General features: G+C 31.0%; 9 protein-coding genes. 3 read left to right on the forward strand and 6 right to left on the reverse strand.

From position 1 onward, the window contains the following. Nucleotides 1–20: 20 nt before the first annotated feature. Nucleotides 21–2009 carry a methyl-accepting chemotaxis protein gene (locus tag D2A34_RS00710; protein ID WP_119365424.1) on the reverse strand — a complete coding sequence of 663 codons (1989 nt, stop codon included), beginning with the start codon at nt 2007–2009 and terminating at the stop codon, nt 21–23. Between the two features lie 394 nt (nt 2010–2403). Here D2A34_RS00710 and D2A34_RS00715 point away from each other — a divergent pair, with 394 nt between their 5' ends. The 3 genes from D2A34_RS00715 to D2A34_RS00725 are packed head-to-tail and all read left to right on the forward strand — an operon-like array spanning nt 2404 to nt 6577. Continuing rightward, on the forward strand, nt 2404–2844 hold the full coding sequence (locus D2A34_RS00715) for a MarR family winged helix-turn-helix transcriptional regulator (protein ID WP_079440909.1): 441 nt from the start codon (nt 2404–2406) through the stop codon (nt 2842–2844). A gap of 26 nt (nt 2845–2870) precedes the next feature. Next, nucleotides 2871–4646: an ABC transporter ATP-binding protein gene (locus tag D2A34_RS00720; RefSeq protein WP_079440908.1), complete on the forward strand. Its 1776-nt coding sequence runs from the start codon at nt 2871–2873 to the stop codon at nt 4644–4646. Further along, a complete protein-coding gene (locus D2A34_RS00725) occupies nt 4643–6577 on the forward strand; it encodes an ABC transporter ATP-binding protein (RefSeq protein WP_079440907.1) in 1935 nt (644 codons plus the stop codon). Before D2A34_RS00720 ends, D2A34_RS00725 begins: the two co-directional genes overlap by 4 nt. A gap of 126 nt (nt 6578–6703) precedes the next feature. On the opposite strand, the gene D2A34_RS00730 is transcribed toward D2A34_RS00725, so the two are convergent. The 5 genes from D2A34_RS00730 to uxuA all read right to left on the reverse strand — a co-directional run bounded on the left by D2A34_RS00730 (nt 6704) and on the right by uxuA (nt 13462). Continuing rightward, nucleotides 6704–7126: an HIT family protein gene (locus D2A34_RS00730; protein WP_079440906.1), complete on the reverse strand. Its 423-nt coding sequence runs from the start codon at nt 7124–7126 to the stop codon at nt 6704–6706. 172 nt (nt 7127–7298) lie between these two features. Next, complete coding sequence (locus D2A34_RS00735) at nt 7299–8804, reverse strand: MFS transporter (RefSeq protein WP_079440905.1); 1506 nt, start codon at nt 8802–8804, stop codon at nt 7299–7301. 38 nt (nt 8805–8842) lie between these two features. Further along, complete coding sequence (uxaC, locus tag D2A34_RS00740) at nt 8843–10255, reverse strand: glucuronate isomerase (protein WP_119365425.1); 1413 nt, start codon at nt 10253–10255, stop codon at nt 8843–8845. Nucleotides 10256–10665: 410 nt separating this feature from the next. Beyond that, entirely contained in the window at nt 10666–12279 is a 1614-nt protein-coding gene (locus D2A34_RS00745; protein WP_119365426.1) for a mannitol dehydrogenase family protein, read from the reverse strand. A gap of 121 nt (nt 12280–12400) precedes the next feature. After that, complete coding sequence (uxuA, locus tag D2A34_RS00750) at nt 12401–13462, reverse strand: mannonate dehydratase (RefSeq protein ID WP_079440902.1); 1062 nt, start codon at nt 13460–13462, stop codon at nt 12401–12403. Between the last annotated feature and the right edge of the window lie 13 nt (nt 13463–13475).

The raw sequence follows: 13475 nt of genomic DNA on the forward strand, positions 1-13475 counted from the left end.
TTTACTAATTATTTATTAAGTTATATTTTAAACTTAGCAACAATTTGCATAAGCTCTTCAGCATTTTGTTCTGTAGTTCTCATAAGCTCTGTTATATTGTTAGAATTCTCCATAACAGACAATGTTTTTTCCGAAATAACTTGGGCCCCCTGTGCGCTCTCATCATTAGATGCTGCAATTTCATTTATGGATCTTACCATACTTTGTATTGAATCTAATAATTCTCTAGAGGTTTCACTAAAATCATTTACTAACCTTTCAACTGATTCTGAATCTTTGTAATATTGTTCTCCAATATTAACCATGTTCTTATAATCATCAATTACAGTTGTGTCAATGAAATTTAATGCTCTCTCTGAACTTGATTTTAAATTAATAACTGAACTCATAACTAATTTTGTTATTTCTTGAATTTCATTAACTGTATCTGCTGAAACCTCAGCTAATTTTCTTATTTCATCTGCTACTACAGCAAATCCCTTACCCGCTTCTCCTGCTCTTGCTGCCTCTATTGCCGCATTTAATGCTAAAAGATTTGTTTGAGACGTAATTTGTAAAATTGATTCTGTAAGCACATTAATTTTGTTAACAGCGTTTGACTGCTCAATGGCCTTTCGCATATCAACATCAATATTATCTCTTATATCATGTGCAGTTTTTTCAGATACTACAGCATTTTCCTTTAAACTAAGAGCACGTTTGCTTATCTCTTCTGCTATTCCAGAACCATTTTGTGCTTTAATTGAAATATTTTTAACCGAATCTTCTATCTCCACTGAAGTTGAATTCATAAGTTTGGTAGCTGCTGCAGTCTCCTCAATTCCAGCAGACATTTCTTCCGTCGTTGAAGACACATTTTCAACTTGCATTGATAAATCATATATATCTTTAGATGAATTAGTAATATTATTTTTAACACTATTAGCTTCACTTATAACATTAGATACGACTGATTTTATAGAATCACTCATTATCTCCATTGAATTTGCAAGTATTCCTATCTCATCTTTTCGCCTCTTAATCTTATACGGCACCTTTTGCGTAAAATCTGCATTTGCTAATTGATTTAGATAATTAACACATTCTTTTATAGGTTTTGCAGTAACGTTTGACATAAAAAATGATACTATCATAACAGTTAATACAGAAATACATATAAATATAATTGACAAACTAGTAGACTTATTAATCTCATTATATACTTCCTTTGAAGGAACTGTAACTACCACTTTCCATGATGTTTTAGATACAGTTGAAAATGCTGCAATTTTTTCAACACCTTCATCATCTGTATATTCAATATATCCGCTGTCTTTAGCTAACACTTCATTTTTAAAGATATTTACAGTATCTTGATTCTTTATAGAATCTACAAAATTTTTTCCAACCATCTCTTTATCTGGATGATATACGAAATCCCCTTTAGGAGATAACATAAATGCATATCCAGTTTCCCCTACCTTTACGTTTTTAAGATAATTTTTCATTGCATCTATACTAACGTAACTAACAATTATCCCATTGAAATTATTATTTTTATCTAAAACTGGCATAGAAATAGGTATATTCATCACATCACTATTTTTACGCACAATTATATCAGTTATAGCCATTTGTTTGGTTTCTTTTGGCTTGATAAAATAATCTCTATCATTTACATCAATAGTATCGTTAACCTTCCCATCTTTTTTAATAGCAGACATAGATTCAACTTCCGAGTCACTATCACTTATAGGTTTAAGAACTGAGTTTATTGTATTTACATCCATATCTGCAAACTCTGGATGAACTTTGTATATTTCAGTAAGCTGTGACATTTTACTATCAATCCATGTATTAATTTGATTAACATTTGACTCTGCTATACCAATTTCTTTTTCCCGAATGTTACTATCAATCGCTGAATTGAACCGATTTAATTGAAATACAGATAAGACTAAGAGTGGAATAAGAGCTACACAAATAAGAACTATCGTAAGCTTAAATCTAAGTGAATGATAAAATTTCATAAAACTCCCCCTAATACCATTTATATATTTTTTAACAAATTATAATTTAGACATGATTTTTTCTATATTTCCTAGCATTTTTTGTTGAATTTTGTTGTGTATTGGCAAATACAATTATATATTCATCTATTTAGTAAATCAACATAAAAATATGCATTTTTTCATTTTATTTCGACATGTTTTTATATAATATAACAATATTAAAGTCTAACAATTTATCTTAGGATTCTATTTAAACCTCTCAACATTCCATATATAACTAAGTATGGATTGAATATAATTTAAATTGGTCTTGACACAAAATGCTTATAGTATTAAAATTATTTCGTAATCGAAATATTCTGATACGGAATATTCGTAAACGAAATATATTATAGTATGAGGATGAAATATAATGGATGAATCAAATAAAAGTATCGAAGTTGCACAACTTTTTCAAGAAGTAATGAATTTATTTAGGCATAATATGAAAAAAATGATTAGCGAAACTGGCATGTCTGCACCTCAAGGTATGGTTATTGGACTTTTGGGTAAATATAAAAAAATGAAGATAACTGAACTTAGCAACCACCTCTGTCTATCTAATAGCACAATTTCAGGTATTATAGATAGACTTGAAGCTCAAGAAATGGTAGTAAGAGAACGGAGCAAAGAAGACAAGAGAGTCGTTTATGTAACTATATCCCCGAAATATAAGGATATGCATAAAACTTTCCATAAAAAAATTGAAGATAATATTAAAAATACTATAAATCGAGGAAGTGAAGAAGAACTCAATAAAATTTTCGAGGGCTTAGATACCTTAAAAAAGCTTCTAATTAATGAACAAAAGTAAAAAAACAATGAATGGAGATGATATTAATGTTTAAATTGTTTAGGTTTCTTAAGCAATATACACTGCAAATAATAGTAATAGTTTTGTTAATTTTTACTCAAGTCCTTGCTAATCTCTACTTGCCTACTTTAATGGCTGATATCATTGATAAAGGTATTGTTCAAAAGGATGTTACTCAAACTGTGTCATTTTTAGGTTTTGATGGCTCCTATAAAGGCATAGATTACATTATTAGAACAGGTGGAATAATGTTATTAATTTCAGCTGGTGGCGCAATCTGTTCAGTTCTATCCTCACTACTTTCTTCACGAACAGCTGTAGGCTTTGGAAGAATTATTAGAAATAAACTATTTGCAAAAGTTGAAAGCTTCTCATTACATGAATTTGATAAACTTGGTACAGCAACACTTATTACAAGAACAACAAATGACGTTACTCAAATTCAATCGGTGACTATAATGATTTTTTCTATAGCACTTTTTGCTCCTTTAACTGCTTTAGGTGGTATTGTAATGGCTCTAAAAGAAGATACATCTTTAACCTGGATTTTTGCAATAGTTATTCCACTCCTTGCAATCATTATTGCGGCAACGCTTAAATATGCTATGCCATTATTTAAATTAATGCAGGTAAAGATAGATAAATTGAATCTTGTATTACGAGAAGGACTTACTGGTATAAGAGTAATACGCGCCTTTAATCGTATTGAAACTGAAAAACATAGATTCGATAACGCTAATGCTGATCTTATGAATAATGCTATAAAGGTAAATAAAATTATGGCCTTTTTAATGCCGATAATGATGCTAATTATGAATGTAACAACAATTGCTATTATTTGGTTTGGTGCCGAAAGAATAGATGCAGGTAATATGCAGGTTGGCTCATTAATTGCATTTATACAATATGGAATGCAAATTCTATTTGGTTTCTTAATGCTTTCTATGGTATTTATAATGGTACCAAGAGCACAAGCTTCTGCTATAAGAATAAATGAAGTTTTAGAAATGGAGTCAGAAATTGTAGATACGGAAGCTCCTGTGCTTGCTGACAAAGAAAGTGGTTATGTTGAATTTAGAAATGTTAGTTTTAAATATCCTGGTGCGGATCAACCTGCAATTAGCAATATAACCTTTAGTGCTAAACCTGGTGAAGTAACCGCTATTATAGGAGGTACTGGTTCTGGTAAATCTACCCTAGTGAACTTAATACCACGTTTCTATGATGTAACTGATGGTTCTGTGCTTGTTGATGGTGTAGATGTACGCGAAATGAGCCAAGATAGTTTGAGAGCTAAAATAGGTTTTGTTCCACAAAAAACTGTACTCTTCTCTGGTACTATCGCTGAAAATATTAAATACGGTAAAGATGGTGCCACTATTGAAGAAATACAACATGCTGCAACTGTTTCACAGGCTTCTGATTTTATTAATGAAATGGAAAAAGGCTATGAACATGTTATTGCTCAAGGCGGAGCCAACATTTCTGGCGGTCAGAAGCAACGTTTATCAATTGCACGTGCACTAGTTAGAAAACCTGAAATATATGTATTTGATGATAGTTTCTCAGCTCTTGATTTTAAAACTGATGCAAAACTTCGTGCTGCTCTTAAGGATGAAACAAAAGAAGCTACAATGCTTATTATTGCCCAAAGAGTCGCAACAGTTATGGATGCAAATAGAATAATAGTTTTAGACGATGGAGAAATTGCAGGTATGGGAACTCACAAAGAACTTTTAAATAATTGTGAAGTATATCGTGAAATTGTATCTTCACAGCTTTCAGAGGAGGAATTATCATGAGTGAAAATAGAAATCCCAAAAGGCCCACAGGTGGAAGAGGCCACGGAGGCGGTGGACCAATGAGTTCATTTGCAAGTGGCCCAGTGGTAAAAGCAAAAGACTTCAAAGGTACCTTAAAAAGGCTGATAAGTTATTTAAAGCCACAAAAAGTCAACTTTATTTTAGTTTTTATATTTGCAATCTTTAGTACTATTTTTAACATAGTAGGACCTAAAGTTTCAGGCTGGGCAATTACTAGATTATTTGAAGGTTTAATGGCAAAATTTACAGCTATCGGACAAAATCAGACTCTACTCAAAGCTGGTAAAGCAGCTACTATTCCAATACCTAATATAGATTTTCCATATATAGCACATACACTTTTATTATTACTCGGATTATATTTAATAAGTACACTTTTTGGATTCCTACAACAGTACATTATGGCCGGTGTCGCGCAAAAAACTGTATACAACCTTCGTAAAGATGTTGAAGATAAGCTTTCACGTCTGCCACTTAAGTTCTTTGATTCAAGAACTCATGGTGAGATTTTAAGCCGTGTAACAAATGATGTTGATAATATTGCAACAACACTTCAACAAAGTCTTACACAACTTATTACCTCTGTTGTAACTATTGTTGGAATTATTATAATGATGTTAACAATTAGCCCATTGATGACTTTGGTTGTTATACTAACTTTACCTCTTTATATTTTAGTGACTGCACTTATTGCAAAACAATCTCAAAAATATTTTGCAGCTCAGCAAAAAGAAATCGGTGAACTTAATGGTCACGTTGAAGAAATGTATACCGGCCATAAAATAGTTAAATCTTTTGGCCATGAACATGACTCTATTGAGCAATTTAAAAAAATTAACGATAGATTGTATACTTCAGGGTGGAAGGCTCAGTTTATTTCTGGAATCATAATGCCTATGATGAGATTTGTAAGTAACATAGGTTATGTGATAGTATCTGTTGTTGGTGGTTACTTAGCAATACAAGGCAAAATTACAATTGGTGATATTCAAGCATTTATTCAATATTCTAACCAATTTACTCAACCTATAGTTCAAACTGCAAATATTGCTAATATAATTCAATCAACAGTAGCTTCTGCTGAGCGTATATTTGAACTATTAGATGAAGTTGAAGAGATTCCAGACAGTGCAAATGCTAAGGTTATAGAATCTCCTAAAGGAGAAGTAAAATTCGAAAATGTTGACTTTAACTATAAAGCTGAAGAACCTCTTATTAAAAACATGAACATTGATGTAAAACAAGGTCATACAATTGCTATTGTTGGACCTACTGGTGCCGGAAAAACTACGCTTGTCAACCTACTTATGCGCTTCTATGAAATAGGTGGCGGTACAATTACAATTGATGGAGTTGATATAAGAGATATAAAACGCGGTGAACTACACAATATGTTTGGTATGGTACTTCAAGATACTTGGTTATTTAATGGAACTATTTTTGATAATATTGCCTATGGTAAAGAAGATGCAACAAAAGAAGAAATTATTCAAGCAGCGAAAGCAGCTCATGCTCATCACTTTATCAAAACACTTCCTGATGGATATAACACAGTTTTAAATGAGGAAGCTACAAATATTTCTCAAGGACAAAAACAATTGCTTACAATAGCTAGAGCAATACTTGCAAATCCAACTATTATGATTCTTGATGAAGCTACAAGCAGCGTTGATTCAAGAACAGAAATATATATACAAAAAGCTATGACAGAGCTTATGCAGAATAGAACAAGTTTTGTAATTGCGCATAGACTTTCTACAATACGAGACGCAGAACTAATACTTGTTATGAATAAAGGAAGTATTATTGAAATGGGTAACCATAATGAGCTTCTTGCTAAAAAAGGTTTCTATGCAGACCTATATAACAGTCAATTTACTGGTTCAAATTCTAATAATCAGGCAGTATAAATAATAGCCCTAAAAGTTTTAACGCTTTTAGGGCTATTATATTACATCTTTGCTTTATATTAGCTAATTTTCTTTGATATAAAGGAGACATATTCTTTTAAATACCCCTCTATATTTTCATACAAATTATAGATTTTCTTTTATAAGTTTTATTCTTTCACTATATTCTTCATCGCTTAAATACGTTTTTTGAGGATTCATTTCAAATACTCCACCCCATGAAAAGCCATCCTTATATTTAGGAACTAAATGAAAATGAAGATGAGGAAGTGTATCTGAGTATGCCCCATAATTTACTTTATCAGGTGCAAAAGTTTTTTTAATCGCAGAAGCTGCTTTTGTAACATCCTTCATAAATAACTCTAATTCTTTTTCTTCTAGCTCAAATAATTCATTTACATGTTTGTTATATGCAACAATACATCTTCCTTTATGACTTTGTTCCTTAAACAAATAAAGAGTAGATACATCTAGCTTACATATTTCAATCATTAAATTATCAAGTTTTTCGTCCTTATCACAGTATAGACAGTTAATTTTGTTATTCATATTAAAATCTCCTCACTTATATAATTATTTTATTTAAAATTAGCTGCCTTAAAATAGAAATTTATTCTCTATCTTAAGACAGCCATAAGAGTTAAGTTAAAATATTTTGAGAGATAGGATTGTAACTTTGTTTATATTTTAACTTATTAACCTTCTAGTAATTAAAAATATGTTATACTGCTGTTTCTTTCCAAACATTTTCATATTTATATCCAGTAAGATTTTCAACAATTGCTCTTGTTTCAGGAGTAACGTCTTGTTTTGAACCGTTGTTTTTTAGACGTTCAACTTCATCTACTAATATACCATGTGTTCTCTTATTAAGTTTGAAAGTTACTGCACAGATTAATGCTAATATAAGTAATCCTATGCATCCATAAAGTAAAACATTAGCAATAGTTGTAATTACGTTTTCTGGTTGAGTTGCTTGTCCTTTAACAAATCCACTATCTTGTAATATAACACCGATAGCAAATGTAGATATTGCTACACTACTCTTTCTAGTGAAAGTCATTACTGCTGCAAATAATCCTTCTCTTCTTTTTCTTGTAACCATTTCATCAACGTCTGGTATGAATGGGAATACATTCCACGGAGTAAATTCTAATAAACTTCTACCTATTTGATATACAGCACCAACTAAGAATAATAAAGAAGTATTAGCACCTAATCCCATTTTATAGATACTGTAGAATCCTAATAAACAAACAATCATAGTTGTATATGATATTTTAAATAAGTTTCCTGGTCCAACCTTGATCATTAAGAATCCACCTACAATAGTTGTTGGTATACCAATAAGACTAAGTGAAAGTATATTAGCCGCAAGAGTAGATGAAACCAATAAATCATAAACACAGAAATATATAAATACAGAGTTAAATAAATCTTTAGCTGTGAATGATAATATATAAATTGCTAAATGTTGTCTAAATGCTCTGATCTTTAATGTAGATATATAATCAGCTGCTACTTCAATCATAGCTTTTATTTGCTCACCAAAAGTTTTCTTTTCAGAGCTCTTTAGTAATTCAGCTTCCATCTCAGGTGTAAGATCTCTTTCCCAAGTTACTTTATATGATATCAATATACATATAGCATATATGATTGCAAAAAATAATCCATTAATAAAATATGCTTGTGGATTTTTATCACCGAAGAAAGCTATTAATCTTCCAGGAACAAAAGTAGCTAAGAATGTACCTGTTGCAGAAATAAACATTCTTGATGCTGATAATTTAGTTCTGTCATCAAAATCTTTAGTCATTTCAGCAGGTAATGTTTCCCATGGAATTAATACCATAGCTGCAACAATTTCAAATATTAAATAAGTAGCTAAATAGAACCAATAACTTCTTCCTGTTACCCATAATAGCACGTAATCTGCCATTAAAGGTGCTCCGATTAATAAGAAGAAACGACGTCTTCCAAACATTTTACCAAGTTTAGTCTTATAAAAATTATCAGATATACTACCTATAAAAAGACTGGCAACTGCATCAACTATACGAGCTACCGCAATAATAGAAGCCCCTTCTATTGGTGTTAATCCTGCAAATGTTGTGTAAAAAAATAATAAGAATGCTCCAATAATGGTAAATGCACCACCACCCATTAAATCAACTAGTCCGTAACCTACACCTCTAGCTATTGTAATTTTTCTATTTTTATTTGACATTTGTTTGTCCCCTCTTTCTTAACTTCAGTATTTTCTAATTACTTTTCATCGAATCCAAAATATTCTTTTGCATTGTTGTAACATATACCTTGAACAATTCTTTTTAGTAATTTATCATTTTTAGGTACTTCACCGTTTTCTACCCATTCTCCAATTAAATTACAAGCAATTCTTCTAAAGTATTCATGTCTAGTGTATGATAAGAAGCTTCTTGAATCAGTTAACATGCCAACGAATCTTCCTAATAATCCAAGGTTCCCTAGAGCTTTCATTTGCTCAATCATTCCATCTTTGTTATCATTAAACCACCAAGCTGCACCAAACTGCATTTTTCCTGGAATTCCATCACCTTGGAAATTTCCAATCATGGTTCCAAGTACATAGTTATCCTTTGGATTTAATGTATATACAATAGTTTTTGGAAGAGAATCCTCTCTATCCACAGAATCTAAAAGTCTAGAAAGTGGATAAGCTATACTTTCATCATTAATTGAGTCGAAACCTGTGTTAACTCCAATTTTTTCATACATTTTTGTATTATTGCTTCTAAGCGCTGCTATATGAAGCTGCATAGTCCACCCTAACTCATGATAAAGTTTAAATACATGTCTTAATGTATAAGTTTTATACTTCTTTTCTTCATCAATACTTACAGTTTCGCCTTTCAAAGCTTTTGCGAATATAGCTGCTGCTTCTTCTTTTGTTGAATCTGCATAAACTACTACACCATCTATACCATGATCTGCCATTCTGCATCCAACTGAATGGAAAAACTTTATTCTTGAATCAAGAGCTTTTAAAAATTCATCATAATTATCCATAGATATTTCGGATACTTTTTCTAAATCTTTTACCCAAGAAACAAAGCCATCTAAATTGATTTCAATTCCTTTATCTGGTCTAAGAGTCGGTAAAACATTTACATTGAAGCTAGCATCTTCTTTAAGTTTTATATGATATTCTAATGTATCAATAGGATCATCTGTTGTGCATATAGTTTCAACGTTTGATTTTGTTATCAAATCTCTAACATTAAAGCCATCTCCACTAAGTAATTCATTAGCTCTTTTCCAAATTTCAGGAGCCGTATCTTCGTCAAGAGGTTCATCTATTCCAAAGTATCTTTGAAGTTCTAAATGAGTCCAATGATAAAGCGGATTTCCTATAGACATAGGTATAGTTTGTGACCAAGCTAAGAATTTATCATAATCACTTCCATCTCCTGTGATGTTTTTTTCATCTATGCCATTACTTCTCATTGCTCTCCATTTATAATGATCAGCATAAAGCCATGCTTCAGTTATATTATTAAATTTCTTGTTTTCATATATTTCTTTTGGATCAATATGACAATGATAATCTATAATTGGCAGATTTTTAGCATAATTATGATATAAATCTATGGCTGTTTGATTAGATAGTAAAAAGTTGTCATCCATGAAATTTTTCATACTCATCATCCTACTTTCAAATAATTATTTCATATTTGTAAAGTATTGAACTTAGTGGGTTAATAATATACGATATATTAATTCACGCACATTATTGTAATCTGCATCTATTCAATCCTTTACCATAACGTTTTCTTATAGTTTATAAATTGACCTTAAGATATTTATGATTGTTAAAAATTATACTAATTTAACGTCCTTAATATAATCGTATCTTAAATTTTTCCAATCATTTCAATACGCTCTCTTACTCTAAGGAAAGTTGTTAATTAGCATGGTTTATGTTATAATGTACTTCATATTAATTTTCTTAAACATTTCTATCATTCTTTGTTTATATTATTTGGCAGAGTAAAGTAAACGGAGAATGATAAAAATGTTTATTTTTTGATGTATTTAATTATCTTAAATTATTTACACTCTAAATATTTTTCTAAAGTTGATCTGACAGCACCAACGCCTGAAATCATTTCATTGAAATAACCTTCGATTTTTTCTCCTAAGCCTATATCATAAAGATTTACACCAAAAATTTCTTCATTTATTAGTATAGGTTTTAATGTATCTTCACCTAATTCTTTAGTACCTAATTTTACATTAGCTACATATTTCTTTAGTTCATCTAATAATGGATCTGGACTTAATTCCATTGCATTACCATTATCATCTATTGCCATTAAATATCTGCACCAACCTGCAATAACAAGTGGAATATATTTAAGTTGTTTTGGATCTAAATCTTCTCTCGCACCGTAAGCTTTAATTGTTTCACCAAATCTTATGCCAACTTTTTGAGATGTATCTGAAGCAATTCTTTGAGGTGTATCAGGTATATATGGATTTGGCAGTCTAACGTCAACTACCTCTTTAATAAAGTCTTCAGGATTTATTATTCCAGGATTTACAACAACAGGCATACCTTCTTCATATCCAATCTTTTCAACTAATTTCTTTAAGGCTGGATCTTTCATTTCATCTGCTATTAAGTTAAATCCAAGAAGACATCCAAATACTGCTAGAGAAGTGTGTAATGGATTTAAACAAGTACAAACCTTCATTGTTTCAATTCTTTCCACTGTTTCTCTGTTTGTTAAAAATACGCCTGCTTCTTCGAGTGGCATACGTCCATTTGGAAAATGATCTTCGATTACAAGATATTGTGGGCCTTCTGCATTAACAAATGGTGCAGCATAAGTATTATTCTCTGTACATATAATATCCATACCTTCAAATCCTTCTTTTTCTAGAGAGTCTTTAACATCTCCTGAAGGTCTTGGTGTAATTTTATCTATCATACTCCAAGGGAATGATACTTTTTCATTATTATTAATGTACTTAAGGAAATCTTCTTCCACTAAGCCATTTTCAATCCATTTTTTTACGATTGTTTCAATTGAGTTATGAAGTATTTCTCCATTGTGTGAACAGTTGTCCATGCTAACAAAAGCAATAGGTAATTGTCCATTTTTATATCTTGTGTATGCTAATGATGCAACCTTAGCCATGATGCTTTTTGGGTGATTTAAGCCATCTGTTAAATCATCTTGAGAAATATTTTTTACGCTATAGCCTTTTTCTGTTATCGTGAAACTTGCCATTTGTAATGATGGATTTGAGAATATTTCGTGTAATCTCTTCCATTCTTCTTCTCTTGAATAATCTGCTCCTAAGCTTTCACCTATACTTCCTACAACTTTTTTATCTAAGCTTCCATCAGGATTCATAATTACAAGTAAACTTAAATTATCATAAGGTGTATAGATTTTGTCCATCATATCACAATCATGTCCGTCAACAGCAACAATACCACCATTTACTTTTCCATTATTTAAAAGTTGTTGTTGCAGCATTGCTATAAATCCTCTAAATATATTTCCTGCTCCAAAGTGAACCCAGGTAGGATTCTCCTTAGTACAATCTGACATATTATCATGATCAAACTTTGGAATTTCTATCCCTGCTTTTTCCCATAATTCACTATTTTTAATACTTTCTTTGCTTAGTACTATTTTAGCGTTACTCATTTCTATTTTCACCTCTTCAAAACTATTGTTAATAGGATTAATATCAATTGTCTTTTGTATATTAAAATTCCCAGAGACAAGATTTTCTTGGACATACCAATTTCATTTTGCCTCTATATGCCTATTTATTTCTTTGTAATGTATCCCATATTCCCCATATATACATGATTCCAAGTGCTCTATCATAAAGTCCATAACCTGGTCTACATTGTTCATTCCAAATATGTCTTCCATGGTCTGGTCTTGCATATCCAGTAAATCCAACTTCATGATAAGCTTTTACTATATCACATATATCTAATGAACCATCACAAGTTCTATGCGAAGTTTCGATAAAATCACCATTTTCATAAATCTTTACATTTCTAATATGTGCAAAAGCAATTCTATCACCAAATTCTCTTATCATTGCTGGCACATCATTATTAGGATCTGAGCCTATAGCACCACTACAAAGAGTAAGACAATTATATGGATTATCAACAAGTTTTAATAATCTTGCTAAGTTATCTCTATTTTTAACTATTCTTGGTAGTCCAAATATTGGCCAAGGTGGATCATCCGGATGAATAGCCATCTTAATATCGTTAATTTCAGCTACTGGAATAATTTGTTCTAAGAAATATTTTAAGTTATTCCATAAATCTTCTTCTGTTACATTTTTATAAGCATCAAAAAGCTGTGTTAAATTCTTTAATCTTTCTGGTTCCCAACCTGGCATTGTAAGATCTGGATTCGATGCAATTTTATTAACTAGTTCCATTGGATCTATGTCAGTAATTCTTGCTTTTTCATAGAAAAGAGCTGTTGATCCATCTTCTGCTTTTTTATATAAGTCTGTTCTTAACCAGTCAAATACAGGCATAAAGTTATAGCAGATTACCTTAACCCCAACCTTTGCTAACTTTTCTATTGTCTTTTTATAATTTTCAATATATTTATCTCTTGTTGGTAAACCTAACTTAATATCTTCATGAACATTAACACTTTCAACAACATCAAGGTTAAATCCATATTTATCAGTTGATTCCTTAACTTTAAGAATTTTTTCCATTGGCCATTCTTCTCCAGCCGCCATGTCATGAAGACCCCAAACAATTGATTCCACGCCTGGAATTTGTTTGATTTGCTCAAGTGTTACGGTATCATTTCCTTCACCGTACCATCTAAATCCCATTTTCATAGTAATATCCCTC

The organism is Clostridium chromiireducens, assembly GCF_003575225.1.
Taxonomy (GTDB): Bacteria; Bacillota; Clostridia; order Clostridiales; family Clostridiaceae; genus Clostridium; species Clostridium chromiireducens.

Excerpts from the sequence above, each read along its gene's own strand:
- D2A34_RS00710 (WP_119365424.1), bottom strand. The coding sequence starts at position 2,009 with ATGAAATTTTATCATTCACTTAGATTTAAGCTTACGATAGTTCTTATT.
- D2A34_RS00715 (WP_079440909.1), top strand. The coding sequence starts at position 2,404 with ATGGATGAATCAAATAAAAGTATCGAAGTTGCACAACTTTTTCAAGAA.
- D2A34_RS00720 (WP_079440908.1), top strand. The coding sequence starts at position 2,871 with ATGTTTAAATTGTTTAGGTTTCTTAAGCAATATACACTGCAAATAATA.
- D2A34_RS00725 (WP_079440907.1), top strand. The coding sequence starts at position 4,643 with ATGAGTGAAAATAGAAATCCCAAAAGGCCCACAGGTGGAAGAGGCCAC.
- D2A34_RS00730 (WP_079440906.1), bottom strand. The coding sequence starts at position 7,126 with ATGAATAACAAAATTAACTGTCTATACTGTGATAAGGACGAAAAACTT.
- D2A34_RS00735 (WP_079440905.1), bottom strand. The coding sequence starts at position 8,804 with ATGTCAAATAAAAATAGAAAAATTACAATAGCTAGAGGTGTAGGTTAC.
- uxaC (WP_119365425.1), bottom strand. The coding sequence starts at position 10,255 with ATGAAAAATTTCATGGATGACAACTTTTTACTATCTAATCAAACAGCC.
- D2A34_RS00745 (WP_119365426.1), bottom strand. The coding sequence starts at position 12,279 with ATGAGTAACGCTAAAATAGTACTAAGCAAAGAAAGTATTAAAAATAGT.
- uxuA (WP_079440902.1), bottom strand. The coding sequence starts at position 13,462 with ATGAAAATGGGATTTAGATGGTACGGTGAAGGAAATGATACCGTAACA.